The organism is Methanomicrobiales archaeon HGW-Methanomicrobiales-1 (genome assembly GCA_002839675.1).
Classification (GTDB): Archaea; Halobacteriota; Methanomicrobia; order Methanomicrobiales; family Methanospirillaceae; genus Methanoregula.
On the sequence record PGYM01000002.1, the window covers coordinates 516,337 to 542,589 of the forward strand.

Below are 26,253 nucleotides of genomic sequence, written 5' to 3' on the forward strand. Positions count from 1 at the left end.
TTCGGGCACCAGCCCAACCAGCCGCGGACAATCTCTGAAATCCTCGTGATTGTCATTCAGGTCCCCGGGCCCCCCGCTCACCTTCAAACATTCCGGGCATCCGGCCACTCTTTGCATAGGAATACAGGCCGAAGAGTGAGACACCCACGGCGGTCGAACAGATGACCGTTACGGTACACCACACGAGGATATACAGGGCGGCACTGGCGATCCATCCCCCCTGGTACCAGAAAAACAGGTCATCAAAAGAAACGACCCCATAGGCTACGCGGAAGATAAGGGAGGACAGCGAAATTCCGATTACAATCAGGCCGAAAACAAGGAGGCAGGCAACAATCTCTCCCCAGACCTTTTTTACGAGCGAGAAGGATTCCGCGACAGCATCGGGCAGGCGCTTGTTTTCGAGAACCAGGACCGGGACAACGAACAGGGTGAGGATGAAGAAAACAACATTAATTATCATTGCCGCGATGGTGAAGGTGGCGGCTGATAAGGGGTTGACCACCGACGGTATCGGGCCCGGGCCGAGTACTTCCGGCCTGAGGACGAAGTAAAAGGGGAACTGGCCAATAATCGAGGATATCGTGATGAATACGGAATCAGCATACCTGAGTTCGATGGCTGCCAGGAGGGCAGTTCCCAGGAGAGCCATGCCAACCGACCAGCCCGCGATCGATCGCATATGACTCCGGGCGTCAGACAATCCTTTACGGAAAGATATCATCTGACCCGAAGATCCCGATGAGATGCTCAGGATCAGGCCGGCCAGCAGGAAGTACAGGCAGAAGACCGTGATCAACTGGATTGAAAATACCAGGGCAAGCCAGAGGGGATAAGCAATCGCCGGGTAGGGATACGTTCCGTACACCATGAGGGAAAAGAACGCAGCGATCATGAACAGCATGACAAGACCGGTCAGGAGCGAGAACCAGAGCAGCTGTTTGTTCCTGGCCAGCGTTTTCAGGCTCCCCGTTGCGACTTGGATCCCCCGGCCGATTCGTCCCGATCCTCCCGCCCCGCCTTCGGGTTCCAGAGGGTTTACGGTAACCGGCGGTGTTGAGAGCACCGTCGCTGCTGTGCGCAGGACCGGTGCATTCGGGCACCAGCCCATCCATTGGTGAACAATTTCTCCTATACGTGCTAATGTCATACCATCGCCTTCACTTTTGTAAACAATTCTTCCGCCATTTTTGTCGGGTCTGCTGTTTTCTCAATCCGGATGCCGAGCTCGGTTGCATAATCCCAGAGCAGCTCGATGCATTCGGTATACCGCTGGCATTCACCGCAGTTACCGTCATGCTCGTACCAGACCTGCATCCCGTGCTTGTCGGAAACGAAGATGATTGCCGGCGTCTGGAAAGGTATCGAGCGCCCGATCAGGATCCCCCGCTCCGCGTTGATCTTTTCTATCGCGATCTGGTTCGCGTGCGCCATCTCCCGGAGTGCAACTTCGATCTTCTCGTCCATGACCTGAAGTGCCTTGGACACAGCCTGCCGGGAGATGCCCAGCAGGTTGGCAATAGTGATATTCGGGGTTCCGCTGCGCCGCATCTTCCAGAATCCGAACTGTTTGTCGTTCATGGGCAGAAGCATATGTCAACGTATGCATATTGACTATATAAAAGTTTTTAGAATAGTTGCCGGACCGGCAAACAGGAAGAGAAAAGAACAGGTCCGGGAAACGGTGCAGGTCCAATGTCTGCATTCTCTCCGGATCGCACATGAGAGGACCCCCCCTATCAGAATATTGGGGGACCCCCCATGGGGGTCCCAGCCCCTCGCGTGAAAAATGAGCCACTCCCCCTCTCATGTCCAGGAGGGGGTACCCCCATCCCCTCCCAAAAAGACTCCGGCGTGAGCAAAGCGATTATTGTCACATGTACATGTGATTGTAGCATGTACATGCTATTATCACATGTACATGCTACTCGCGTTTTCGCGGTTTGATCTCTGCGAGCTGCAAAGCCAGGGCTCCTGATGGAGTAATGGTGTAGTAATTTTCCTTCCGGTTGCTGTCCGGATTCGGGTATTCATGGACCAGATCCAATGCGACCATGGTCCTGAGAATATTTGCAAAGGTCCCCTGGCTGAGCTTGTGCATCACCGCCATCTTCCCGGTATACAGATTAGTTTTGCCCATCGTGTTCTCGGCAACCTTCACGCCCTTCTTCCGCACCGGGATATAGGATACCGAGAGCTGGGTGAAGAGATACGAGCGGGGCACGACCCGAACCGGGTGATCCTGTTTCCCCGGGGTGTTGTACAGCATCTGGAGGATTTTGATATAGTTGGGGTTTGCTGCCACCGTCTCTGCCGGGGTTTTTGGCACCGCGAGTTTTGCGGCTGTTGCTTCGCCCTTTCGTTCTGCAAACGTGTAATACGCATCTCCCTGCACCCAGAGCGAGAGCGCGAACAGGGCCATGCACATGTCCTTAGAGCCGGCTGAAAGGTCGAACGAGAACCGTGCGTCCGGGTGCTCCTTTCTGATCTTCAGGAGTGCGTCGCGGGCGGTGGCATCTGCCGGGGGGCTGACATACACCAGCGGGGCAGGAATCTTCAGCGATGCCGCGAGTGTCCTGACCTGGTTCACCGCCTCCCGTGCGATATCCTTCTGTTTCCGGATTTCTTCCCCGTCCCGGGTGCTGTTGGAATAGAGTTCGATATCGGCAAACACGTACACATGCGTGATATCCGGGTTGTCCCGGACGGTTGCAGCAAATGCCGGGAAGATATTCTCTCCTGCGGTGACGATGTGGACGTGTTCCTGCCGGGCCATGATCAGCGTCCGGGGTTAAATGATAAATGCCTGCTGGACAAAACAAAGGAAATCCCGGCGCTCCTGCCGGCATTATGAGAGCGTAAACCGGTACGCCCCTTTCGGTACCAGTATCTCGAACCGTGCGCCTTTCCCCGGCTCACCGGTCTCCGTGATCGTGATGCCGGTAATGGAGAGGATCTCGCGGGAGAGGAAAAGGCCGAGGCCGGTATTCTTCCCGAACCCCCGCTCGAAAAGGCGTTGTTTATCTTCGCTGGGGATACCGATCCCGTTATCCTCGCAGGTAATGACAAGCCCCTTTTCGGTTTCATGGCAGGAGATGTGGATCTTCGTCATGGCATCCCCGCCATATTTCAGGGCATTATCGATCAGGTTGTAAAAGACCTTCTCGAACAAGGGGTCACCATAGATCGAGAGGTCCTTCCGGTCGACCTCCACTCCCACGTCCCGTATGGGCAGGGCAGCTACAGCCCTTCGGACACTTGCATCGAGATTCTGCCAGGTGGGAGCAGTTGTTCCCATGTCCTCGTAGATTCTCGTAAAATCGATCTGGCGCCCGATCGCATCAGCAACCTCCCGCTCTTTCCGGAGATATTCAGTGGCTTCGGGAATATTGTCAAGGGAAGACCCCGAGAGTTCGAGGTAGGCTGAAAGGGCCATGAGCTGGTTCTTGATGTCGTGCCGGGTTATGGATGAGAGGATCGTGAGTTTTTTATTCACCCGGGAAAGGGTATCTTCTGCCAACTTCCGATCGGTGATATCGGTGATCACGGATAAGAACGACGGGGCCCCCTTCTCCTCAATCCGGACGGTCTTGATCATGCAGTACCGGGTGGTGCCGTCCTGGAGCTGGATCGCGATTTCGCGGAGGGGGGTTGGGGATGCTCCGCCCGGTGCTCCATCGGAGAACTCCTGGAAAACCTCAGCGCCTGAACCGGTCAGGAAGGAACTGATGGGTTGCCCGACAAGGGTCTCCCGGGATGGTCGCATGAGCCGGGTCGCTGCCGGGTTGGCGTACCGGATGATCTTCCGGTCGTGGACGAGAATATAATCAGGGAGGTTGTCTGAAAGGTTCCGGTACTGCTCCTCGCTTTGCCGGAGCTCGGTCTGGGTCCGGGCCATATTGAGCATCATAAAAGAACCCGTGGCGACGATATCCATGAGGATAGTGACGATAAAGAAGACAGGATTTATGGGATCCGGACCTCCCAGCGAATGGTCCCCGGGAGTAACTAGCCCGTTGACTACTATCGCGGTCCAGAGGAGTGCCGTGACTAAGAAAGCCATGGCAAAGCTGTACCTGATCAACCGGGTTTCTGGTTCTCTGGACCGTATCGCTATGAGGGAGATTGCAATAAAGCAGGGAACAATGAGCAACCCTATAATCATGCCACGCATGACAACCGAATCGACACAGATCATAAAATAGAACAACAGGAATGCGGCCGGTATCAGCGCACCGTACACGATTGCAGGGAGTGTCCTTGACCGGAAATATCTCCCGGTACTATCAAGCCGCATCATGACCGAGAGCGCGATCAAAAGATTTGCCACCGTTGAAGCGAACAGAACGGGCACGGCTCCTTCGAGCAGGTACAGGAAATACCCGCAGGACGTAACCAGCAGGCTGAGCACCCATGTCCTGACCCCATGATAGGTCTTCTGGGTCTTCCAGAAGGTAAAGAGCATCAGCGTGAGGACAACGTTGACGAGGAATAAGATAAGAAAAAGAGTCCTGATATCGGGGATCCACATAGTATCACGCTCCGCCCGGTGTTAACCCACCGAACATCTGAACAAAATGAGTTATGCGTATTTTTCCTGTGACGTTATGAATATTTGTCCCGAACATCCCTTTTTACTAATAATTGCACGCAGATATCGGGAGTGAACGTCAATCTTTCACCAACGAAGGTGAATGGCCGTCACTTCCTCATGCCGAGAAACTTACGGATCCTTCCCCAGAAACTCCTTTTCGGCCTCCTGCAAAATGGCAGCCCGCCTTTTACCACGTGGACTGCCTCGCACTCATCGCACAGCGTATACCGCTCGCAGGTTTTTTTCGGGCAGGGGCAGTCCTTGCGGATGGTGGGTGGCATTTCTGTACCACACTGAAATATCCGGTGGCTTAATGGTTTGCCTTAAAAAAAGTATACAGCCCGGGCAGGAACCCAACATTCAAGTCGTATCGCGATCGTTGTCTGTGTATGGAAATTCCGGTCATTTATCCGGTGATCAACCTGTGCGGGATAGCTCTTGGGATTATAGGGGCCGCTCTCATCATCTACGGGGGATTCCGGGCAGTCATAAAGGTCGTATCGCTGGGACTCTTAAAACCGGCGTTTACCTATAACCAGATCCGTCGTGAATTCACGGACAAGATCGTATTCGGGCTCGAATTTCTCATCGCAGCCGACATTCTTGCTACCCTGCTTTCCCCCAGCCAGCAGGATCTGATCAACCTTGCGGTGATTGTCGTGATCCGGACCGTACTGGGATATTTCCTCTCAAAAGAGGCAGAGGAATTCAATCTCCAGTAACTTCCCGATACCCCTTTTTTAACCCTGCGATTCAAAGCAACAGGTCAAAGGATCCATCACCCCCGGTGCAGCTTTTCCGGCAGCTCCCTCGCCCATGCGGCAATCGCATCCCAGTCGCGGAAATCACCGCTCGGGATCTTTGCCATTGCCAGGAACTTCCGCATCACAAAGTTAACCTTTGCCGGATCCAGTTTACCGGCAAACAGGGCAGATGATACGGGGGTGAGGGGTCCAAGGGATTTTTTCAGGGCACCCATTGCCATCTCAACGGCACCGGGATCCGGGTTCTTTGGCGCAAGCCCGACGGCAAAGGCAGCAACCGGCAGGTTCTGGAGCTGCTCGTGATATCTCCCGATAAATTTTCCCACAGCGCCATCGACACTCCCCATATAGAGCGGCCCGCCTACCACGACCGCGGTGTATCCCGCGAGCGTTGAAATGGTCTTGATCCCGGCGACATCAACTGCGAGTCCTGCGGCTGCCAGTTCTTTTCCTATCGCCTGCGCAATCTCTGCAGTTGATCCGTTCCGCGATGCATAGGCAACAAGTATTCGTGCATCCATGATTGTTCCTGCCGGGTACTAAGTCAGGACGGGTATTAAAACCGGGCAGAAACAAATAAGACCATAAATCGCAAGTCAACATAGAGAAATTCTATGAAACCTGAAGACGATCCCTGGCTGAAAAATGCTCATAAAAATGCAGAACACCTGGCAGCAGAGATCGAAAAACTGTCGTCGTTAACAGGTCCTATCCGGGAGAACCGCCCGATCATTACCAAATATCAGGATTTCTGGAACCAGGCAAAGCTAACGACCGCGTTGTTCAAAGAGTTAAAACCGCTCGCCCAGAGCGATCGCGACCTGCTCTGGAAACAATTCAATACGCTGTGCTGGGAAGTAAAAGAGAAACAAAAAACCGAGTACGGTTCGCTGGAATCCCTGTCGCAGGGGCATGTGGATGAAATTACGAAGCTGACGGAACTGGCACAGCTTCCCGCCAATACCACGGACCTTGAGCTCCATGATCTGGTGGAACGGGGGCAGGCTCTCAAAAATGCCGGTGACCTGCTGGGAAAATACAAGCACGAGATGCTGGCAAAACACAAGAAGACCTGTTTCGACCAGATCCAGAAGATCAGGAAGACCCATGATACGGCCTGGGGATCGGTAAAGGCAGGAAAGCCCCGGCAGCAGTCGGAGACCGAGTCGCGAGTCCGGAAGAATCTCGAGGCCAATTATGAACGGCACGAGAAAGCAGCGAGTGCATTGGAGAACTTCCAGATCGGCAGGGCCCATATCCTTGCATTTCTCAGGACCTGCGAGATCCCCGAGAAGGTGACCGCGGCAAAGGCCCAGCTCGCAGATACCGAAGCCCGGATCAAGGATATCGAGGAAGGCATCCGGAAACTGAACCTGTGGATCGCAGAAGACGAGCGGGTCCTGAAGGGGAAGTAACCGCTGGTTCCGGTAATTTTTTCTCAATTATCCCGTTTTTTACCTGGCACACCCTGTCGGCATCCGGATCGATCCCATACCGTATTCCATCAGGGTATGAATCAGGTAAGTTCCGGGGTTTTCCGGGCATGCCGTTTCCTCACTCGTGCGGAATAGACGAATAACGCGAGCTCGCCATCCGGGGTGATGCGGTACAGTTTTTCCTGATCATTACCCGGATCGGTCTCTTCCTGGATCAGGTTCCATTCGATCAGGGACGCGATGAGCCGCGAAAAAGCAACGGGAGATAGTTCCTGCCCGGTGGATCCCTCCTCCGTATCCCTGATCGGGAGCTGCCAGGCCTTTGTCTCGTTGAACAGCGTCTCTTTCGGCACCAGGGTATTTGCCTTCTTTCCGTGTTCCTGTCCCCGGAAGAGGATGGTGAGGATCACGAGGTAGTGCGGGTTGGCCGCCAGGTTTCTCGTGGGCAGGGAAGGCACCGGCACTCTTCGCGGGGGGGAATTGCCGAATGCATAAAAAGCGTCACCCCCGACCCAGAGCGACATCGAGAACAGGCCCAGGGAGAGGCGTTTTGACCCGGCAGAGATGTCGAATGAATACCGGGCACCCGTATGCTCGCTGAATATCCCCAGCACCGGGTCGCGAATCGCGTCAAACGTTGCCGCATCGATGCAGACCAGAGCACAGGAAATCTGCCGGGCAAGGGACTGGGCGTTTACGTCATCAACCGCTTCGCGGATGGCGCACTTCCACATTCTTTTCTTATTGTCATCCCGCGCCGAGTTGGTATAGACCTCTTTTTCGGCAAAGATGAATGTGTGCGTGACGGTCCGGAGATCCTTGAGAACCGCAGGATAGGTTGTATGGATGCGGTCCCCTGCGCTGATGATGAGGATATGCTCCTGCGGATCCATGAGTAATATCCGGCGCCGGATAATAAATGACTGCCCGCTATACTGTTACCTTTTGGTCTGATTTCTCATTAGATCGTTCCAGAGCCGTTCTATTCAGATAAAACAAATTTTAATAAGAGAAGTTCAAATCGATCAATTTATTTAAACAAAAAAATACATTCTACTTTCCTATTGAGAATTATATGTCAAACATTCTTTATGTCGATGATGAACCTGCGCTTCTGGATCTCGGTAAAGAATTCCTTGAAATGTCAGGGCATCTCTCCGTCGAAACCGCAACCACGGTCGAAGATGCACTCGACAAGATAAAATTCAAGAAATTCGATGCGATCATTTCGGATTACCAGATGCCTGACATGTCGGGCATCGAATTTCTCCAGCATCTCCGCTCGAAACACCATGATATCCCGTTTATTCTGTTCACCGGCAGGGGCCGGGAAGAGATTGTCATCGAAGCATTGAACTGCGGGGCGGATTTCTATCTCCAGAAAGGCGGAGAACAGAAAGCGCAGTTTGCTGAACTCGAGCATAAGGTAAAAAACGCCATTGACCGGAAACGGACCCATGATGCGTTAAAGGAATCGGAGCAGCGCGTATTGGATATCATCAATTTCCTCCCCGATGCAACGTTTGCTGTCAACCTCGAGAACAAGGTGATTGCCTGGAACAAGATGATCGAGGAGATGACCGGCATATCCAAGGCGGCAATCCTGGGGACCGGGGATTATTCCTATGCAGTCCCGTTTTACGGGGAGAAACGCCCAATTCTGGTTGATCTGGTCCTGAATAACGACTGGAGCATTGAGAAAAAGTACCCTTTCCTGAAAAGAACCGGGGACAAGCTCATGACCGAGATCTGGAGTCCGTGCCTGTACGATGGGAAAGGAGCCCACATCGGGATCACGGTATCTCCCCTGTATGATACCAATGGCAGCATCATCGGGGCGATCGAGGCTATCCGCGACGTGACGGAACGCAAAGAAGCCGAAGAGAAACTGAAGTGTACGAACGATGAGCTGCATGCTGCCTACGAACAGCTGACCGCAGTCGAAGAGGAGTTGCGGTCAAACTATGAAGAGCTCAGCCGGGGCGAGCAGCAGCTCAGGCTCAGCGAGGAGCGGTACCGGGACGTGGTCGAGGACCAGACCGAGTTCATCTGCCGGTTCACTCCTGACGGTCGGCTCACGTTTGTCAATGATGCCTACTGCCGTTATTTTGGCCTCGATAAAGATGCCTGCCTTGAAAAACCCCACACGGTTGTTCTGCCCCCCGAAGACAAGCAGCTGATAAAAGAGCACTTCTCGTCGTTCACCCCGGAACACTCCTCCAGCGTCGTCGAACACCGGATTGTCATGCCGACCGGGGAAGTACGGTGGCAGCGCTGGAGCGATCGGGCGATCTTTGACACGGATGGCCGAATTATCGAATACCAGTCCGTGGGAAGGGACACGACTGACAAGATCACTGCTGAAGAAAACCTGAGGCGCACGAACGAGACACTGAATGCCGCTTACGAACAGCTGACCGCGATCGAAGAGGAGTTGCGGTCAAACTTTGAAGAACTCAGCCGGAACGAGCAGGAGCTTAGGCTTAGTGAAGAACGGTACCGGGATGTTGTCGAGGATCAGACCGAATTCATCTGCCGGTTCACTCCTGACGGTCGGCTCACGTTTGTCAACGATGCCTACTGCCGCTATTTTGGCCTCGATAAGGATTCCTGTGTAGGTCGTCGGCACACGGTCGTCATTCCCCCGGAAGATGTGCCACAAATGAAACAGCATCTCTCCGCGTTCACACCGGAACATTCCTCCAGCATTATCGAACACCGGATCGTCATGTCGACCGGGGAAGTGCGTTGGCAGCGCTGGAGCGATCGGGCGATCTTTGACACTGAAGGTCGAATCATTGAGTACCAGTCCGTGGGCAGGGATACCACTGATAAGATCACCGCTGAAGAAACCCTGAGGCGCATGAATGAGGAGCTGCATGCTGCGTACGAGCAGCTGACCGCAGTTGAAGAAGAGCTGCGGTCAAATTATGAAGAGCTCAGCCGGGGCGAACAGGAGCTTAGGCTCAGTGAAGAACGGTACCGGGACGTGGTGGAGGACCAGACCGAGTTCATCTGCCGGTTTACTCCTGACGGCCGGCTCACGTTTGTTAACGATGCCTACTGCCGCTATTTTGGCCTCGATAAAAAAGCCTGTCTTGAAAAACCTCACACAGTGGTTGTGCCTCCTGAAGACAAACCGCTGATGAAAGAGCACTTTTCGTCGTTCACAACGGAACACCCCTCCAGCATAGTTGAACACCGGATCGTCATGCCAACCGGGGAAGTACGGTGGCAGCGCTGGAGCGATCGGGCGATTTTTGACACGGATGGCCGGATCATCGAATACCAGTCCGTGGGAAGGGACACCACCGATAAGATTACCGCTGAAGAAATCCTAAGGCGCACGAATGAAGAGCTGCATGCTGCGTACGAGCAGCTGACCGCGACCGAAGAGGAACTGCGCCAGAACTATGATGAACTCGGCAAAAGCCAGACAGAACTGCACGCCGCATATGAGCAGCTGACCGCAACCGAAGAGGAGCTACGATCGAACTATGAAGAGCTTGCCCGGGGCGAGCAGCAGCTTCGTTTCAGTGAAGAGCGGTACCGGAACGTAGTGGAGGACCAGACCGAGCTGATCTGCCGGTTTGCTCCGGATGGAACCCATCTCTTTGTCAACGATGCCTACTGCCGTTATTTCGGGAAAAGCCGTGAAGATATTATCGACCAGCATTTTATCCCGGATGTCCCCCCGGAAGACCATACTCTCCTGAAGGCCCATTTTGCCTCATTCAGCCCGGACTGCCCGGTGCATATGATTGAACACCGCATCGTCATGTCAACCGGGGAAGTGCGGTGGCAGCAGTGGTCAGAGCGGGCGATTTTTAATGAAAAGGGTGTGTTAACGGAATACCAGTCCGTGGGAAGGGACATCACTGACCGCAAACGTACGGAATATGCGTTGAACGAGGTAAATATCAAGCTCAACCTGCTCTCCAGCATCACCCGGCATGATATCCTCAACCAGCTGACCGTGCTCCAGGGATACTGTGGATTGATCGAAGGAAAAACCGCGGATTCCATGACCCGGGAGTGGATCTTAAAAGCAACACAGGCGAGTGAAGTGATCCGCAGCCAGATCTCGTTTACCCAGCATTACCAGGATCTCGGCATGCAGAAACCCCTGTGGCAGGATATCTCGCTGACTGCCATGATCGTCTGCCAGAATAATGGCTTTTCCCAGGTGGCAATCGACGAAAAACTGGCCGGTGTTGAAGTATTTGCAGACCCCCTCCTCAAAACGGTTTTTTACCACCTTTTCGAAAACGCGGTCATGCACGGCGGTAAAATGACCCAGATACGTGTACATGGGAAAAAGACACCCGGGTTTTTTACCCTTATTATCGAAGATGACGGGGATGGAATCAGCCCTGCTTATAAGAAAAATATTTTCCAGAAGGGGTATGGCAAACATACCGGTCTCGGGTTATATCTCGTATGGGAGGTCCTGTCGATTACCGGTCTCACGATCAATGAGACCGGTGAACCCGGCAAAGGGGCCCGTTTCGAGATCCGGGTTCCGGCGCAAATGTACCGGGAATCCTTAAATAAATAACAAGTAAAAATCCGGATGTACCCTCCCGTACTTCCGGATCATCTGCATTCCCCTGATTATTTTCTTTGACAGTATCACGGGTTTGCCCTGTAGATATTCGGAAATCCAGTCGATGATGCCGTGCGTGCGCTTCTCCACCTCAAGACGTACTCTGATCGTTAAACCCTCTTACCGGGCATGTGCAACCAAAATCTCCGGATGCCATTTACCAACATATGAGAACGGAATTGGATGAAACAAAATGCGATAACACTTAAAGGAAATAAACCCGATGTTAATACTAACGAGGTAAAACGCTATGCCGACTGATCCTGTCTGTCTTATGATATTCAATGAAGAAGATGCAAAGTTCTCCAGCACCTATAAAGATCAGAAATATTACTTCTGCTGTAACTGGTGCAAGAAACAGTTTGACGAGAATCCGAAGCGATACAGCCGGATCTCCAATGATATCAGTGTCAACCTGAAAGAAGTGAGATAACCGGGGATGACCGGGCGACCGGTCCCCTGATCTTTTTTACATCATTGCTTGTTGAACATTATCCCCGATACATCGGGTGTTCTCTCTTCGTATCGTTTCCACCCCGGGGCAAGGAACGGTAAACCCGAACCTCTGAAAAACCAGCAGGTGCGGTATTTTGTTTGGCGCAGGGATAAGATACCCTCAAAAACAGAAAAAAAATATTTTTAAATGAAGAGTGGCGCGAGCACGAGCGTCAGGGTAGCAAGGAGCTTGATGAGCACGTGGAGTGACGGGCCGGCGGTGTCCTTGAACGGATCGCCGACGGTATCACCGATAACGGCTGCCTTGTGAGCCTCGCTCTTCTTGCCGCCATGGACACCGGTCTCGATGTATTTCTTGGCATTGTCCCATGCACCACCGCTGTTGTTGAGGATGAGTGCCATGAGGATACCGGTGATGGTTGCTACCATGAGGAAACCAGCGAGGGCTTCGTACTTCATGGTGACACCGATGATAATGGGGAACAGGATCACAAGGGCGCCGGGAAGAATCATGTTCTTCAGCGCACCCTGGGTCGTGATATCAATGACACGGGCATAGTCGGGCTTTTTGGTTCCTGCCATGATACCGGGGTCCCTGAACTGGATGCGGACCTCTTCGATAACATATTGCGCAGTCTTGGAGACTGCACGGATGGCGAGGCTTGCAAAGAGGAAGACGAGCATTGCGCCGATGAGTGCTCCGACAAAGACGTTTACGTTTGCCAGGTTGACAACATCGAATGCCTTGCCGGTGAGCTTGGAAATGTCGGCCATGTAGGCGTTGAAAAGCAGGAATACCGCGAGGGATGCACTGCCGATGGCATACCCTTTGGTAAGTGCCTTTGTGGTGTTGCCGGCTGCATCGAGCTTGTCCATGCGGTGCCTGACTGCGTCAGGGGCCTGGCTCATCTCGACGATACCGCCGGCATTGTCGGCAATTGGGCCGAAGGTGTCCATGGTAAGGACGTAGGCGCAGACCATCAGCATACCGATGGTTGCAACGGCAGTACCGTAGAGACCGCCCTGGGGGATACCGGTCTGGAGCCCGCACCAGTACGAAGCGAGGAGGGAAACTCCGATAAGGACTGCCGGAATCGCGGTGGTCTCAAGACCGACCGAGAATCCCATGATGATGTTAGTTCCTGCTCCGGTTTCAGAGGCGTCAGCGATATCCTGCACTGGCCGGTAGTGGTGGTCGGTGTAGTAGAGGGTGACCCTGAGGAAGGCTACGGAAAGGGCAATACCCACGAAACCTGCAAGGACGAAGTATATCCAGCCGGGTGTTGCACCGAGGAGGTAATAGACTCCGCCAGCGAGGAAGACTGCTGAGATGAGGGCGGTGATATAGTATCCGCGGTTCATGGCGTCCATCGGGTCGGCACCATCGACACCCTTGACGGAAAGGATACCGATCATGCTCGCGAGGAGACCGAGCGAACACATGACGATGGGGAAAAGAATCCCGTTGACACCGAAGATCGGGAAGAGCGCGACACCGAGGATCATTGCACCGATGTTCTCGGCTGCAGTGGACTCGAAGAGGTCAGCGCCACGGCCTGCACAGTCACCGACATTGTCACCGACAAGGTCTGCAATGGTGGCCGGGTTCCGGACATCGTCTTCAGGGATACCGGCCTCGACTTTGCCGACAATGTCTGCGCCGACATCAGCGGCTTTCGTGTAGATACCGCCACCGAGCTGGGCGAAGAGTGCCACGAACGAGGCACCAAACGCGAACCCGATGATGACGAACGGAGTTGTCTGCGGGTCTGCACCGAGAGCGATATACGTCAGCGAGACCCCGAGGAGTGACATCGAGGTGATGATCAGACCTGAGATGGCCCCGCCGCGGAATGAGAAGTCAAGTGCCTTCCCGTCACTGGTCTGGGCCGCGGATGCTGTGCGGATGTTGGTCCTTACGGCAATCCACATGGCGACGACACCGGCAACCGCACTGCAGGCTGCACCAACGATGAATGCCGCGGCCGTAGCGAGGGCAATCGCCTGTTGGTTGGTGAGGTAATAAATAGCAAAGATCACAACGGCAGCCACGACGGCGAGCACGGCGATAGTCGAATACTGGCGCTTGATGAATGCTTCTGCACCCACCCGAATCGCATCGGCAACTTCGCGCATCTTGGGCGTTCCCTCATCCTGTGAGAGGAGGTTACGCGTCAGGATTGCTGCGAGTCCCAGTGCGATGATACATATCGCAATTACGATGAGTAATACAAAGTCGATCATTCAATGACCTCCCTGCGGTTGAAGGAACTTTTTCTCCCATGCACCCGTGCCGCTGTACCGCACAGCATCAGCAACAGGATGAGTGGATGTTCCCCGAAACATCAGGTAGAATATACTGGTGTCGAGCAGTAACCTGCTCTTGTTTTGGAACCAAAGGATGGCGCAACGGCCCCCGGGATAACCCGATTTTTTCCACAACCCATCCTAAGAGATTATTAGTGCTTTTTTTGAGCATTAAACTTTTATTATTTCTTCCGGCTCTGCACCACTTCTGGTTTTACACCGCCAGGAACAAAAATTCTCAAAATTCCTGATTTTTTACCCATTTTGGCCCGATTTTCAGGGTTTTCTCCCTTATTTCTGTGTTTATCCGGAAAATTTCTCACAATTTTAAGAAATTACGCTGGTTTTCCGGTACCTGCCTGCCGTGCACAATTCACTATGATTAATAATGATAAATTCTCATATTCATTGAAGGAGGGTATCTGGTGCAACTTGCGCAGCTGTTAATATTTCTCATCCTGTTTCCGCTCATCGCCGCGTTCTTTTTGTTTCTGGCAAAAAGAGACTTAGATCGCGCCTGGATTGTGAAACTGTCTGCACTGACGATTGGGATTGTCAGTGTCTACCTGTTGATATCGACCTATGATAAGGGGGGCCTTATGGTCTCTGGCATCCCGGCAGAACCGACCGGCATGATCATGTTCATCCTCGAGATGCTGATTGCTCTTGCGATCCTGTATCTCGGTATCGTGCACAAGAAGTGGCTCGTTGTGGCGCTCATTATTATCCAGTCCGCAGTGATGCTCTACTTCGAACTGGTGTATGCCCATGCGATCCATGTGCAGTCGAACCTGTTCATCGATGAATTCTCCAATATCCTGGCACTCATTATCGGTATCATCGGCAGTCTCATCTGCGTGTATTCGCTGGGCTACATGAAGTTCTTCCATGAACACCACCCGGAGATGCCGGACCGGAGACCCTGGTTCTTTGCAGTCATGTTTGTCTTCATCGCAGCCATGTTCGGGCTGGTCTTTTCCAATAATCTCCTCTGGGTCTATTTCTTCTGGGAAGTCACTACCCTCTGTTCATTCCTGCTGATCGGGTACACAAAGACCGAAGAAGCTACCAATAACGCCTTCTTGGCCCTTTGGATGAACCTGCTTGGCGGTATTGCATTTGCCGTGGCCATTGTCTACCTTGCCATGTTCGGCAATGGTATCATGGGTCTGGACGAACTGCTCGCTTCCGGAAAGATAATTGCGCTCATCCCGGCAGCTCTCATTGGGTTCGCCGGTCTCACCAAGGCAGCCCAGCTGCCATTCTCCTCGTGGCTTGTAGGGGCAATGGTGGCGCCAACACCGGTCTCGGCACTCCTCCACTCCAGCACCATGGTAAAGGCCGGGGTCTATATTATTGTCAGACTTGCCCCCATATTCCAGTCCACCTTTACCGGATATCTTATTGCGATGGTGGGAGCGCTTACCTTCCTTATCGCATCCGGCATTGCCATATCGCAGAGTAATGCAAAACGGGTGCTCGCCTACTCAACAATAGCTAACCTGGGTCTCATCGTTGCCTGCGCCGGTATCGGGACCTATGAGGCGATCTGGGCCGCAATTCTCTTAATTGTCTTCCATGCGATCTCCAAGTCCCTGCTCTTCCTCTCGGTCGGGACGGTCGAGCACCGGATCAAGAGCCGCGAGATCGATGATATGAACGGGCTCATCGTGCGGATGCCAAAGATTGCTGCCATGATGGTGATCGGTATGGCCGGTATGTTCCTTGCACCGTTTGGTATGCTGATCTCCAAGTGGGCGGCAATACGGGCATTTATGGATGCCCCGTATGGTTTTGTATTTGTCATCATCCTCGTCTTTGGCAGCGCCATGACGCTTTTCTTCTGGGCCAAATGGATGGGCAAGATCATTGCTGTCACGTCAGATGGTAAGAACATCGAAGGAGAGGTTGATCACAGCGAGTGGGCGGCCCTGGTATCGCTTGCCGGGCTCTCGCTCATTACCACGCTGGTCTTCCCGCTGCTCTCGACAAAACTTCTTGAGCCCTTCCTCATGGAGAACTATGGTCACGTAGCCCAGTTGTCGCAGGACAATATCATTATCATGATGATGATGCTTATGCTCCTGGTTATCCTGCCGTTGAGCATCCTGATCCCCACGAGAAAACACCGGCATGTTTCACCTTATATGAGTGGCAGAACCACCACGCATGATATGCGGTTCTCCGGATCATTAGGGGTCCAGAAAAAGACGGTGCTCTCGAGCTATTATCTCACGGAGTATTTCGGTGAAATGAAACTCAAAACCGCAGGGATCTGGCTCTGTTCAGCACTCATCGGTATCATGTTTGTTGCAACCGCGTTGCAGGGGGTGATCCTGTGATCGATATTATCTGGGCAATTGTCTTTGTCCTTGTAGCACCTGTTGTCGGTGGACTGGTTGCAGGTATTGACCGGAAGATCACTGCTCACATGCAGGGCAGGGTCGGCCCCTCAATCTTTCAGTCATTCTACGATGTAGGCAAACTCTTCGAAAAAGAACAGGAGGTTGTAAACGAGACGCAGATCTTCTATGCGATCTGTTATACCATCTTTATGATATTTACCGGAGCGCTGTTCTTTGCCGGTGGGGATCTGCTGCTGGTCATCTTTGCACTCACCCTGGCGCAGATCTTCCTCGTACTGGGCGCATTTGCGGCTAATTCCCCTTACAGTTATGTGGGGGCGGAACGGGAACTGCTCCAGATCATGGCCTATGAACCCATGGTGATCCTGGCAGCAGTGGGCATGTTTGTCGCAACAAAGAGCTTCAATGTCAGCGATATCGCAACAACCACGACACCGGTTGTCCTTCTCATCCCTGGTATTTTCCTTGGGTTCCTCTACGTGCTGACCATCAAATTGCGCAAATCGCCGTTCGATATCTCGACATCGCACCATGCACACCAGGAAATTGTAAAAGGCGTTACTACAGAGTTTTCCGGGCCTTCACTGGGCCTCATTGAGATCTGCCACTGGTACGAAACGGTTTTTTTACTCGGATTTGTCTACCTCTTCTTCGGGTTCAACCCATTGATTGGTGTAGCAGCCGTCATCATTGTCTACCTGTTAGAGATCCTGGTCGATAACACAAATGCCCGTGTCAAGTGGCAGCTTGCGGTGAAGAGCTCATGGCTGATTGCCGCAGTCGTGGGTGTGGTCAACCTGGCTGCACTCTACTTCGGTTGGGGAGGTTTATGATGACCTATCTTGCAAAATCCCCGTGGATCATCCACTACGATGCATCGAGCTGCAATGGCTGCGATATCGAGATCCTTGCCTGTCTTACGCCGATGTACGATGTCGAGCGGTTCGGTATCATCAATACCGGTAACCCGAAACATGCGGATATCTTTGTTGTGACCGGCTCGATCAATGAACAGAACCGGGATATCATCCAGAACATCTACAACCAGATGCCGGATCCGAAGGTGGTTGTTGCCGTTGGTATCTGCGCATGCTCCGGTGGAGTATTCCGGGAATGTTACAATGTAGCCGGTGGTATCGACAAACTCATACCGGTTGATGTCTATGTGCCCGGGTGTGCAGCACGCCCCGAGTCAATCATCGACGGGATTGTCACTGCGCTGGGCATTCTTGAAGAGAAACGGAGCAAACAGGTGAGTTCCCCCACGGTTTCTGACCATGCTCATATAGAACACCATAATCATGCGGAAGGAGGTGCACAATGATGGAACCACAAACGATTCTCCCGATCAGTGTCGGTGAGGTTGTTACAACTGCGGAACGGGCAAAGAAAGAGGGTAACCGGCTCGTCCAGATCGGGTGCACGAAGATCGAGGAAAACTTCGAGATCATCTACACGTATGATAAGGACTACAAACTGACAAACTACCGAATTACCGTAAAACAGGATGCTGAAATTCCCAGCATCAGCGGCGTGTACTTTGGTGCGTTTGTATACGAGAATGAGATTCACGACCTGTATGGTATTCACGTAACGGGAATCAATATCGATTTCAAGGGCACGTTCTACAAGACGGCCATCAAGCATCCTTTCAGCGTGACCATTGTCAAGGAGGACGACCCATGTCAAAACAAATAACCGTCCCGTTCGGACCCCAGCACCCGGTACTTCCCGAGCCCCTCCACCTCGATCTGGTGCTGGAGGATGAGAAAGTCGTGGATGTCATCCCGACCATCGGGTACGTCCACCGCGGTCTTGAGAAACTGGTGGAAAAACGGGAATACACCGAGTACGTCTTTATCGCAGAGCGGATCTGTGGTATCTGCAGTCACATCCATGGCCAGACCTATGTAACGGGTGTTGAGCAGATCATGGGACTCGAGGTTCCTGAACGGGCCGAGTACCTCAGGACCATCTGGTCGGAATATTCAAGGATGCACTCGCACCTGCTCTGGCTGGGACTTTTTGCTGACAGTATGGGCTTTGAGAGCCTGTTCATGAACGCCTGGAGACTCCGCGAACATATCCTCGATGATCTCGAAGCAACCACCGGTGGCAGGGTTATCCAGGGTGTCTGCAAGGTTGGCGGCGTCCGGAAGGATATCTCTCCTGAAAAACTGGATGAGATGGTAAAAGGCCTGAGAGGTATCGAGCATGAACTGCAGGACCTCACGAAGGTATTCTTAAATGACAGTTCGGTCAAGCACCGGCTGTGCGGGGTTGGCGTGCTCAATAAAGAGGATGCCTATTACCTCGGTGCGGTAGGCCCGGTGGGAAGAGGCAGTGGTCTTTCAATTGATATCCGCGAGACCGGTTATTCAGCCTACGGGAAGATCAATTTCAAACCGGTTGTCGAGTATGAAGGGGACTGCTATGCCCGCTGTGCTGTGCGGGCAAAAGAGCTGTTCACTTCGATCGATATCATCGAACAGTGCGCAAGGAAGATCCCCGATGGGCCGGTAGACATGAAAGTGACCGGTGCACCGGATGGAGAATTCATTGCCCGGGCCGAGCAGCCACGGGGTGAGGTTATCCACTACATCAAGGGCAACGGGAAGAAGAACCTTGTCCGGCACCGGGTAAGGACGCCGACATTCACGAACATTCCCCCGCTTGTCACCCTCTTAAAAGGGTGCGATCTTGCCGATGTACCGGTGATTGTCCTGTCAATCGATCCCTGTATCGGCTGTGCGGAGAGGTGATTTGAGCGATGACATTTTTTCAGATGACAAAAACGGTGTTAAAAAGTCTTTTCACTCGTCCGGCAACCCTGATGTACCCGGCAAAACCGGCCAAGAAGACACCCCTCTCCCGGGGACACGTGACAATCGATCCAACGAAATGCATCACCTGCCGGCTCTGCCAGCGTAAGTGTCCGACCCAGGCTATCTGTGTAGAGGTCAAGGAGAAGACCTGGGAGATCGATAACATGCGGTGTGTTGTCTGTAGCGTATGCGTCGAGGTCTGCCCGACCAAGTGCCTTACCATGGATACGCAGTACCGCAAGGCGCTCACCACCCGTGGTGGCAAGGATAAGTTCACCGTTGCAGGGCCAAAGAAGAAGGAACCGGTTGCAGCTGATGTTGCAAAACCGGCACCAGAATAATTTTCAATAATCCCTGACGGGAAATTGCTTCCCGTTTCACTTTTTTGTTCCGGGACACCGGGCACTATTGCCACAAAAAATGTATCAACCCGTGTCGGTATATCAAGGATCCGGACAACCTTTTCATGATCCTTTGTACTCAGACGGGAGTCGGATCGCGTCTCATCGGACGGACGTTTGCCCCTTCCATCTCCCCTTCTGCCCATGCGAACCGTTCCTGTATGGTGGGCGGGAGTTCTTTCTCATCGATTGGGACAAACCCGAAATTGCCATAGAACTTTGCGAGACCCCAGACCGAATGCATGTAGAGCGTATCCTGCCCGCACGCTTCGACAAGTCCCCAGACAACGGCATTCGCGTACCCGTGACCCCGCTGGCTGACCGGCGTGAACACGCCGTCCACTTCAAACCCGTCGATGTGCCGTTTACACCGGGCAACCGAAACCGCCTGCCCCTCGTGAAAGGCCGCAAATATCCGGTCAGTTCCCGGGTCGGCCTTTGTATTGTGGTAATCGGTCCAGAGTGCCTCTGCAAGGGAATATTCCAGAGAAAACAACTCCCTCACGAATGCACCCGTACTGTGTTTTGCGATATGCAGTGCCGGTACAGATGACACGGGGAGGGGTGGTGCCTCATTGATGGAGCCCTCGATACGGTACCCGCCGGGCGGGACATGGATCACGAATTCTGCACCCCTGCCTTCGATCCCGGTCTCCTGTATGGTCATCTCGGTCACTTCAACAATCTGGCGGCAGATGAAAAGACCGATTCCTGCGTGTCCCCCGGCATCATATTCGAAGATCTGTTTTTTCTTTTCTGTCGGAATCCCGGTGCCATCATCTCTGAAACAGAGGTCAAGCCCTTCGGGTGTCTCGTGATACGTGACAACAATGTTCTTCACTGCACCGCCGCCATGCCGCAGTGAATTTTCAAGGAGATGGGTGAGGACATCGGCAAAGAGCGGGTCTGCATAAACTTCGAGACGTCCTGCCCAGCACCGGATCGAAACCGTACCGTCATCGGAAGGAAGGCGGGCGGTGTCAAGCGTCCGCTGCACGCTCATCCAGACAGGCGGAAGTGTCCCGAGATCCTTGTAGGATTCGGTAAGGAAGAGCTGGCGGGCAACGTTCCATGCCAGCGTCCGGATACGTTCGATATACGTGCGTATCCCGGTATCGCTGCAGCGGGCATCGGCCTCATCAACAGTCTCGATGATCTGGTCAACTGAACGGTGGAGGTGTTCCGCCGAAAAGCGTGAGAGAATGCTGAGTTTGTCGTTTGCCGTTTTCAAGGCATGCTCAGTGTGGACGCGGCTGGTGACATCGAAGAAGGTGAGGATCGCCCGGTCGCCGGGGAGCAAGGCAGCAGAGACGAGCACGATGAACGGGTTCTCATCCGTCAGGGAGAATTTTGTTTCTGTGGCATATACCGCTCCCTCACTGGTGAGCCGGTTGAAAAATTCCTGCTCTTCCTCCCCGCTCCAGATCGTTGTAATAGTCTTGCCTTTCAGATCTGCAGCTTTTTGGCGGAGGAGGGCAGCAGCCTTCCAGTTGACTTCCTCTATGATCCGTTTGCTACCGGTATCGGCGATCAGGATGCTGCCTCCTTCCGAATGATCGAAGAGCGTTTTGTAGAGTACTTCCTGCTCCCTCATACGGATGGTAAGGGTTGAAACCAGCCACCCGATCACGATGATGACAACGGTGCGCAACACTGCTTCGATAAGGATGGCCGATGATGAGCCGGCAAGAAGGAAGACCATAAGGAGGTAGAGCGCTCCGATGCACCCGGCGAGAATGACCCCCCGGCGCGGGTACTGGTATGCTGCGAGAACTACCGGGATATAGAGAAGATGGGGGAGACCCGTTGAGATCCCGAAAAGAAGCCCTGCAAGGTTGGCAAGGAGTGCTGCCGCAGCCGTTCCAAGGATCGCCACATTCCAGACAAGATCGCGACCTTCGAACCGGGCACGGTTCATCGGTCAGCCCCTGGTACACCTGCTCCGGGTTCCATTCACGGATATTGCGAATTAAAATACTTGAGGGTTGTGATTTTGTAACCACTGGGTCAGGAGAACTATAAACTGGCCCTTAGGCCCTGCATGCTTTAAAGCTGGAGAAGTTACCGCCCCATTGCATATTTCAGACGGAACCCCTGATTCCATTCCGGCACGAAACTGACGGAGTAAACTACAGTAAATGTCCAGATTACCGGGCAATTGTCGGAAACCAAAAAGTTCCACAAAAAAGTGTTTTTCACGCGAATGAAAATGTCTCAGGAATCAGCGTTTGCAAATCGACGACAACTGCCAGTGCCGGTGTCGGGTTCACATTCATCTGTTTCTGGAACTTGGTCTGGGACTGCCAGGTACCGGCATTGATGCCGAGCACGCCCCGGTAGGTCGTGATGCCCTTGATATGGACATGGCCGGTATGCAGGATCTCGGGCAGCGGATCGATGATCATACGGTCGATCTTTCCTGCAGCAATGGGTGTCCTGCGCCCATAGGCCGGTGCCAGGTGGCGGCGCTGGAGCATCTCCTGCATCATCTGCCCGCTCTGCTCATAGGATGCCCCGGGGATCAGCCCGATCATGTCATCGATCGATCGCCCGTGATACATCAGCACCCGCACGCCCTGCAGGTTGACCAGCGCCGGGTTTTCGACGAGCACGCAGTTGTCGGGGAAATTTTTAATGAATGCATCCGGCAGTACCGGTTGCGGCTCTGCGCCACGGACCACATCGTGGTTGCCCGGCGATATAATGATCTTCATCCGCGAGGGAAGCTTGCGCATCATGGCGCCGAACGCCTCGTACTGCTCGTAGATGTTTTTTATGGTCAGTTCGCTTTCCTGCCCGGGATAGATACCGATACCATCTACAAGGTCACCGGCAATCAGGAGGTAGGAAAAATCCGAATCCGCAAGCCAGTCGGAGAACCGGTCCCAGCTCTCCTGCAGGAAAGTGTCACTGCCCACATGGACATCAGAGATTAAAACCGCCTTTCCCGGCTCTTCGCTCTTGAACGGGGTGTTGTCGATACGGATATCCGGGCGGTAGAGGAGCTCGGCAAAGAAAAGTTTTCCGTCGCTGGAGAGTTTGCCCTTCACCCCGATTACTTCATCATGGATGATCCGCTCGGCATCGGAAAAGACCGGGCGATCCTTCCTGAAGAGCACGGGAATATTTGCCGAGATGTCCTCGATCTCGGCGATCCGGTGCCCGTTGGTCGTGGTTTTGACTTCCGTGACCATACCGATAATGGTGCATTCTTCCTGCCGGTACCGGTTGGAACGCGTCAGGGCCTCTATGGGCATAGTGCTGCACCGGCTCCGGATCATTCCCCCCAGCCGGGTGTAACGGTCGCGGAAATAATGGAGGTAATCTCCGGTACCGTTTATGGGTCCTGATGTCCCGGCAGAACCGCTGACCACTTCTACTGCAGGATCGGTAAGAAACCGGGTTCCGTCCCGGGTAACATTCATACCGGGGATGTGTTGCGCCGAGACCACGATTGCATGGTCCGGCACTCCTGCAATGATGCGCCCGATCAGCTCGGGCTCACCCTGCTCCAGGATGTACCGCACCACATCGGGATGTACCTGCAGCCGTGCCTCTAAAAAAGCGAGCGTGATCTGCTGTACATCGAGCATGGATAGTATATCGTCCACTGAGAAAATATAGGATGCCATTGCGTCATCCCGGACATGCCACCAACCTCTTTTTCGGGGGATTTATTTCTCTTTCCCGCACACGTTATCATATTCTTGTGATCACGTAAGAGCACTCATGTATGACGTTCTCCAGACATTTCTTCTTGGGTTGGTAATCGGTCTCACCGGTGCCCTGGCACCGGGGCCAACCCTGGTTGCCACGATCAATGCCTCGATAGCCGGTGACTGGAAGATCGGCCCGAAGGTGACCGTGGGCCATATGATCGCCGAGAGTGTCATTTTTCTCCTGATTGTCCTGGGGTTTGCAACCCTCGCCCTTCCTTACACAACAGCAATTGCGGCGATTGGCGGTATTGCCCTGATCGTATTCGGGGCACTTACGATAGCGGGAAGCCGGGGGGCATCCTTACATGGCCCGGTAACAGGGACGGTCAATAATCCGTATATCGCCGGTCTTGTCACCAGTGCGGCAAACCCCTATTTCTGGATCTGGTGGCTCACCATCGGCAGTGCCATGGTGATTGCCGGGCTTGCCGGAGGGATAGCGCTTGCCGCTGTTTTCATGGCGGGGCACTGGTGTGCTGACCTCGGATGGTACACGTTCGTATCAGCGGGCATTTCACGGGGGAGGACATTCCTTTCCGATCTCTCGTACCGGAGGATAATGGGAGTATGTGGTGTATTTCTTATCCTGTTCGGGGCGTACTATCTCTCATCACTGTTCCTGCGCTGATCGCAGGAAAGACCGGTGCGCTATATTAACAAAAAATCCCATACAGTGTAGCAAGAGATGGCAGACAAGGACAAATCCCGGGATATCCGAACGTTGATCAACCAGTTCCGGACAAGCGATCACTGGGCGGTATCCCTTGCCCGCGATCTGCTCTGGGTGGTAGGGGTTGTCGGCTGTATCGCCATCGCCCTCTTTTTAATCTGCGGAACCTGGCCTGCGGTCGTCACGATCGAGTCCGGGAGTATGATTCCCAACATGAATATCGGGGATCTCGTTGTTGTTGTCCAGAAAGACCGGTTCGGCGATCTCCAGACATGGGACGACGGGATGAAATCCGGGTATAAGAAATTCGGTGATTATGGTGACGTGATCATCTACCGCCCGAACGGTGCCACTGACATGTGGGCATCGGTTGGCCTGCTACCACTTTCACAAGCCCAACACCCCATCATTCACCGCGCCATGACGTGGGTGGATAGCGGAAAACCACTTCCCATGTATCTCAATATCTACCGGGGAACCGTCACACCCACAGGCTATCTCCCGCTCACCGTTAGCGGGGAGACTTCTTCGGGACTGCGGATCTTCACCCCCCCGGGGACTACTGGTATCCTGCCCAATTACACGACGGGTTCCCGCGATGTGATCATACCGCCACAACTCGGGAACTATGTCCTGCCGGCCGATGCAATTGTCAGGAACTCAGGGTACGTCTGGGATACGGAGACCGTGACAACGTATGGTGGCTATATCACCAAGGGGGATAACAACAATTTCAGCGACGAGGGGTACCTGGCCTTTGCGAGTATCGGTGAAATTGAACCCGTACAGAAAGACTGGGTTGTCGGCAAGGCGCTCTTCACCGTGCCCTATGTAGGACTGCTCCCGCTTCATATCGGGGAAGTGATCATTGTTGTCATCATCATCATGGTCCTCCATGAACTCTACCTCCGCAGGAAGGAAGAAACCCCTGCAAAACCGCAGAAAAAGAGCGGGAAGAAACAGCGGTGAGGTGAGAGACAATGACAAACGTATCAACCCTTTTATCCGATGTACTGGGTGGCCACCGGCTCACCGGGACGGAAGCAGAACTCCTCCTGGATGCCCGGGGTTCCGACATCCTCGCGATCACGGCGGCCGCTGATGAGATGCGGGAACGCCGGGTCGGGGATACCGTAACTTACGTGCGGAACCAGAACCTGCACGTGACCAATATCTGCAAGAATCTCTGCGGGTTCTGCGGTTTTGGCCGGAAAGTAACTGACGAGGGGGCATACTGTCATGACAAGGCGGGAATCCAGGTACAGGCAAAGCTCGCGTACGAGCGGAACGTGACCGAGATTTGCCTGCTATCGGGCGTGCACCCCGGTTTCACGCTGGACACGTTTGTCGACCTGATCCACTGGGTGCATGAGGCAGCTCCCGGCGTCCACGTCCACGCGTTCAGCCCGGACGAGGTAGCTCACGCAGCACACCGGGGAAAAATCACCTCCCCGGAAGTACTCGCCCGACTCAAACAGGAGGGGCTCGGTACTATTCAGGGTACCGCCGCCGAGATTCTCGTCGATTCCGTCCGGCAGGTTATCTGCCCCCGTAAGGTCCCGACTGCTGACTGGGTCCGGATCATCAAAGAGGCGCACGGCATTGGCCTCCGGTCAACAGCGACGATCATGTACGGGTCGTACGAAACTTCGAGGGACCAGATCGAGCATCTCGACATACTTAGGAATATACAGGACGAAACGCACGGGTTTACCGAGCTGGTCACCCTCCCCTTTGTCCACACCAACACGCCGCTCTACCAGCAGGGAATTGCACGGGCCGGTCCAACGGGCAGAGAAGATCTCCTCATGATCGCGGTATCCCGGCTCTTCCTGGATAATTTCACCAATATCCAGGTGGCATGGGGCAAGGTCGGGCTCAAGATGACCCAGCTTGCCCTCTTGTCCGGTGCGAACGATCTCGCAGGAACCATGTTCACCGATGACGTGACCGGCGATGCCGGGGCATCCGGTTCGGATTATCTCGACCCGAAGGATATGGACCGGATCGTCACCGATATCGGCAGGAAACTCCGACAGCGAACTACCCTGTATGAATACGTGTGAAGTTCGCAACAAAAACCGGTCTGGATGACCGGCAGGAAAAACG

21 protein-coding genes and 1 pseudogene are annotated in these 26,253 nt (G+C 53.6%); 13 read left to right on the forward strand and 9 right to left on the reverse strand.

Annotated features, from left to right (window positions below; all coding sequences use genetic code 11):
* Positions 1-52 precede the first annotated feature (52 nt).
* The 4 genes from CVV30_08935 to CVV30_08950 all read right to left on the reverse strand — a co-directional run bounded on the left by CVV30_08935 (position 53) and on the right by CVV30_08950 (position 4,531).
* A complete protein-coding gene (locus tag CVV30_08935; GenBank protein PKL69663.1) occupies positions 53-1,111 on the reverse strand; it encodes a hypothetical protein in 1,059 nt (352 codons plus the stop codon).
* 35 nt (positions 1,112-1,146) lie between these two features.
* Positions 1,147-1,593, reverse strand: coding sequence for a hypothetical protein (locus CVV30_08940; GenBank protein ID PKL69664.1), 447 nt, complete (start codon positions 1,591-1,593; stop codon positions 1,147-1,149).
* A gap of 331 nt (positions 1,594-1,924) precedes the next feature.
* Positions 1,925-2,776, reverse strand: a complete 852-nt coding sequence (locus tag CVV30_08945) for a hypothetical protein (GenBank protein PKL69665.1) — start codon at positions 2,774-2,776, stop codon at positions 1,925-1,927.
* Positions 2,777-2,848: 72 nt separating this feature from the next.
* On the reverse strand, positions 2,849-4,531 hold the full coding sequence (locus tag CVV30_08950; protein ID PKL69666.1) for a hypothetical protein: 1,683 nt from the start codon (positions 4,529-4,531) through the stop codon (positions 2,849-2,851).
* A 452-nt stretch (positions 4,532-4,983) separates the two neighbouring features.
* Between CVV30_08950 and CVV30_08955 the strand changes: the two genes are divergently transcribed.
* A complete protein-coding gene (locus tag CVV30_08955) occupies positions 4,984-5,316 on the forward strand; it encodes a hypothetical protein (protein PKL69667.1) in 333 nt (110 codons plus the stop codon).
* A gap of 56 nt (positions 5,317-5,372) precedes the next feature.
* Here CVV30_08955 and CVV30_08960 read toward each other — a convergent pair whose 3' ends face one another.
* The gene (locus tag CVV30_08960; GenBank protein PKL69668.1) at positions 5,373-5,879 is read right to left on the reverse strand and encodes a flavodoxin; all 507 of its coding nucleotides are present in this window, start codon (positions 5,877-5,879) and stop codon (positions 5,373-5,375) included.
* A gap of 93 nt (positions 5,880-5,972) precedes the next feature.
* Here CVV30_08960 and CVV30_08965 point away from each other — a divergent pair, with 93 nt between their 5' ends.
* Entirely contained in the window at positions 5,973-6,773 is an 801-nt protein-coding gene (locus tag CVV30_08965) for a hypothetical protein (GenBank protein ID PKL69669.1), read from the forward strand.
* A 101-nt stretch (positions 6,774-6,874) separates the two neighbouring features.
* Here CVV30_08965 and CVV30_08970 read toward each other — a convergent pair whose 3' ends face one another.
* Positions 6,875-7,687: a hypothetical protein gene (locus CVV30_08970; GenBank protein PKL69670.1), complete on the reverse strand. Its 813-nt coding sequence runs from the start codon at positions 7,685-7,687 to the stop codon at positions 6,875-6,877.
* 182 nt (positions 7,688-7,869) lie between these two features.
* Between CVV30_08970 and CVV30_08975 the strand changes: the two genes are divergently transcribed.
* On the forward strand, positions 7,870-11,352 hold the full coding sequence (locus CVV30_08975; GenBank protein ID PKL69671.1) for a hypothetical protein: 3,483 nt from the start codon (positions 7,870-7,872) through the stop codon (positions 11,350-11,352).
* A gap of 298 nt (positions 11,353-11,650) precedes the next feature.
* On the forward strand, positions 11,651-11,833 hold the full coding sequence (locus tag CVV30_08980; GenBank protein PKL69672.1) for a YHS domain-containing protein: 183 nt from the start codon (positions 11,651-11,653) through the stop codon (positions 11,831-11,833).
* Between the two features lie 206 nt (positions 11,834-12,039).
* Here CVV30_08980 and hppA read toward each other — a convergent pair whose 3' ends face one another.
* Positions 12,040-14,100 carry a sodium-translocating pyrophosphatase gene (gene hppA, locus CVV30_08985; GenBank protein PKL69673.1) on the reverse strand — a complete coding sequence of 687 codons (2,061 nt, stop codon included), beginning with the start codon at positions 14,098-14,100 and terminating at the stop codon, positions 12,040-12,042.
* Positions 14,101-14,588: 488 nt separating this feature from the next.
* Here hppA and CVV30_08990 point away from each other — a divergent pair, with 488 nt between their 5' ends.
* Genes CVV30_08990 through CVV30_09015 form a run of 6 tightly spaced genes read left to right on the forward strand, consistent with a single transcriptional unit; the run spans position 14,589 to position 19,695 of the window.
* Positions 14,589-16,505: an NADH-quinone oxidoreductase subunit L gene (locus CVV30_08990; protein ID PKL69674.1), complete on the forward strand. Its 1,917-nt coding sequence runs from the start codon at positions 14,589-14,591 to the stop codon at positions 16,503-16,505.
* Positions 16,502-17,362: an Ech hydrogenase subunit EchB gene (locus tag CVV30_08995; protein PKL69675.1), complete on the forward strand. Its 861-nt coding sequence runs from the start codon at positions 16,502-16,504 to the stop codon at positions 17,360-17,362. Before CVV30_08990 ends, CVV30_08995 begins: the two co-directional genes overlap by 4 nt.
* Entirely contained in the window at positions 17,362-17,853 is a 492-nt protein-coding gene (locus CVV30_09000) for an NADH:ubiquinone oxidoreductase (GenBank protein ID PKL69676.1), read from the forward strand. Before CVV30_08995 ends, CVV30_09000 begins: the two co-directional genes overlap by 1 nt.
* Entirely contained in the window at positions 17,850-18,227 is a 378-nt protein-coding gene (locus CVV30_09005) for an NADH dehydrogenase subunit (GenBank protein PKL69677.1), read from the forward strand. The genes CVV30_09000 and CVV30_09005 overlap by 4 nt, the downstream gene beginning before the upstream one ends.
* Positions 18,212-19,291, forward strand: coding sequence for an NADH-quinone oxidoreductase subunit D (locus CVV30_09010; protein PKL69678.1), 1,080 nt, complete (start codon positions 18,212-18,214; stop codon positions 19,289-19,291). The genes CVV30_09005 and CVV30_09010 overlap by 16 nt, the downstream gene beginning before the upstream one ends.
* Before the next feature lie 8 nt (positions 19,292-19,299).
* A complete protein-coding gene (locus CVV30_09015) occupies positions 19,300-19,695 on the forward strand; it encodes a 4Fe-4S ferredoxin (protein PKL69679.1) in 396 nt (131 codons plus the stop codon).
* Positions 19,696-19,834: 139 nt separating this feature from the next.
* On the opposite strand, the gene CVV30_09020 is transcribed toward CVV30_09015, so the two are convergent.
* Both CVV30_09020 and CVV30_09025 read right to left on the reverse strand, forming a co-directional pair.
* On the reverse strand, positions 19,835-21,673 hold the full coding sequence (locus CVV30_09020; GenBank protein PKL69680.1) for a hypothetical protein: 1,839 nt from the start codon (positions 21,671-21,673) through the stop codon (positions 19,835-19,837).
* Positions 21,674-21,950: 277 nt separating this feature from the next.
* Positions 21,951-23,348, reverse strand: a complete 1,398-nt coding sequence (locus CVV30_09025; GenBank protein PKL69790.1) for a DNA polymerase II — start codon at positions 23,346-23,348, stop codon at positions 21,951-21,953.
* Positions 23,349-23,484: 136 nt separating this feature from the next.
* Between CVV30_09025 and CVV30_09030 the strand changes: the two genes are divergently transcribed.
* The 3 genes and pseudogenes from CVV30_09030 (at position 23,485) to cofH (ending at position 26,210) form a co-directional block, all read left to right on the forward strand.
* Positions 23,485-24,102, forward strand: coding sequence for a lysine transporter LysE (locus tag CVV30_09030; GenBank protein ID PKL69681.1), 618 nt, complete (start codon positions 23,485-23,487; stop codon positions 24,100-24,102).
* Positions 24,103-24,159: 57 nt separating this feature from the next.
* Positions 24,160-24,591: pseudogene (locus CVV30_09035) on the forward strand (S26 family signal peptidase).
* 533 nt (positions 24,592-25,124) lie between these two features.
* Positions 25,125-26,210 carry a 7,8-didemethyl-8-hydroxy-5-deazariboflavin synthase subunit CofH gene (gene cofH / locus CVV30_09040; GenBank protein ID PKL69682.1) on the forward strand — a complete coding sequence of 362 codons (1,086 nt, stop codon included), beginning with the start codon at positions 25,125-25,127 and terminating at the stop codon, positions 26,208-26,210.
* The last annotated feature ends 43 nt before the right edge of the window (positions 26,211-26,253 follow it).

Coding starts and splice junctions, on each gene's coding strand:
- CVV30_09000 (PKL69676.1), top strand. CDS start 17,362: ATGACCTATCTTGCAAAATCCCCGTGGATCATCCACTACGATGCATCG.
- CVV30_08955 (PKL69667.1), top strand. CDS start 4,984: ATGGAAATTCCGGTCATTTATCCGGTGATCAACCTGTGCGGGATAGCT.
- CVV30_08950 (PKL69666.1), bottom strand. CDS start 4,531: ATGTGGATCCCCGATATCAGGACTCTTTTTCTTATCTTATTCCTCGTC.
- CVV30_08970 (PKL69670.1), bottom strand. CDS start 7,687: ATGGATCCGCAGGAGCATATCCTCATCATCAGCGCAGGGGACCGCATC.
- hppA (PKL69673.1), bottom strand. CDS start 14,100: ATGATCGACTTTGTATTACTCATCGTAATTGCGATATGTATCATCGCA.
- CVV30_09030 (PKL69681.1), top strand. CDS start 23,485: ATGTATGACGTTCTCCAGACATTTCTTCTTGGGTTGGTAATCGGTCTC.
- CVV30_08965 (PKL69669.1), top strand. CDS start 5,973: ATGAAACCTGAAGACGATCCCTGGCTGAAAAATGCTCATAAAAATGCA.
- CVV30_09020 (PKL69680.1), bottom strand. CDS start 21,673: ATGAACCGTGCCCGGTTCGAAGGTCGCGATCTTGTCTGGAATGTGGCG.
- CVV30_09015 (PKL69679.1), top strand. CDS start 19,300: ATGACATTTTTTCAGATGACAAAAACGGTGTTAAAAAGTCTTTTCACT.
- CVV30_08940 (PKL69664.1), bottom strand. CDS start 1,593: ATGCTTCTGCCCATGAACGACAAACAGTTCGGATTCTGGAAGATGCGG.
- CVV30_08975 (PKL69671.1), top strand. CDS start 7,870: ATGTCAAACATTCTTTATGTCGATGATGAACCTGCGCTTCTGGATCTC.
- CVV30_08945 (PKL69665.1), bottom strand. CDS start 2,776: ATGGCCCGGCAGGAACACGTCCACATCGTCACCGCAGGAGAGAATATC.
- CVV30_09005 (PKL69677.1), top strand. CDS start 17,850: ATGATGGAACCACAAACGATTCTCCCGATCAGTGTCGGTGAGGTTGTT.
- CVV30_08980 (PKL69672.1), top strand. CDS start 11,651: ATGCCGACTGATCCTGTCTGTCTTATGATATTCAATGAAGAAGATGCA.
- CVV30_08935 (PKL69663.1), bottom strand. CDS start 1,111: ATGGGCTGGTGCCCGAATGCACCGGTCCTGCGCACAGCAGCGACGGTG.
- cofH (PKL69682.1), top strand. CDS start 25,125: ATGACAAACGTATCAACCCTTTTATCCGATGTACTGGGTGGCCACCGG.
- CVV30_08960 (PKL69668.1), bottom strand. CDS start 5,879: ATGGATGCACGAATACTTGTTGCCTATGCATCGCGGAACGGATCAACT.
- CVV30_09025 (PKL69790.1), bottom strand. CDS start 23,348: ATGCTCGATGTACAGCAGATCACGCTCGCTTTTTTAGAGGCACGGCTG.
- CVV30_09010 (PKL69678.1), top strand. CDS start 18,212: ATGTCAAAACAAATAACCGTCCCGTTCGGACCCCAGCACCCGGTACTT.